Source organism: Winogradskyella psychrotolerans RS-3, assembly GCF_000427335.1.
Classification (GTDB): Bacteria; Bacteroidota; Bacteroidia; order Flavobacteriales; family Flavobacteriaceae; genus Winogradskyella; species Winogradskyella psychrotolerans.
In genome coordinates this window covers 1-554 of the sequence record NZ_ATMR01000078.1, presented here as the reverse complement: position 1 = coordinate 554, position 554 = coordinate 1, and the positions used below count along the sequence as shown (strand labels likewise).

1 protein-coding gene is annotated in these 554 nt (G+C 41.9%); it reads left to right on the top strand.

Going from position 1 to position 554, the window contains the following annotated elements; all coding sequences use genetic code 11:
• Positions 1 to 554, top strand: a 554-nt coding sequence (locus ADIWIN_RS05410) for a tRNA (adenosine(37)-N6)-threonylcarbamoyltransferase complex transferase subunit TsaD (protein WP_040756616.1), incomplete at both ends; no start/stop codon positions are given.

Genomic DNA, 554 nt, shown 5'->3' with positions numbered 1-554 from the left:
AAATACTTAATAATATTGTCGCCACGCAATCTGTTCATGAGAAATATGGTGGGGTTGTTCCAGAATTGGCTTCTAGAGCACATCAACAGCATCTTATTCCAGTAGTGGCAGAAGCTTTAAAATCTTCAGGAATTAATAAAAGTGATTTGAGTGCGGTGGCTTTTACCCGTGGCCCAGGATTAATGGGCGCACTTTTGGTAGGGGTGTCATTTGCGAAGTCCTTCGCTTATGCTTTGGATAAACCTATCATCGAAGTGAATCACATGGAAGCCCATGTTTTGGCACATTTTATAGACTCCCCTAAACCAACCTTTCCTTTTATTTGTCTTACCGTAAGTGGGGGACATACCCAACTCGTATTGGTAAACAATCCATTGGAAATGGAAGTTTTAGGAGAAACACAGGATGATGCGGTAGGCGAAGCTTTCGATAAAATCTCAAAAATTATAGGTTTGCCTTATCCCGGTGGGCCGCATTTAGATAAACTTGCAGCCAAAGGGAATCCACTTGCGTTTCCTTTTCCATTATCGGAGATGAAAGGTCTTTCCTTTTCC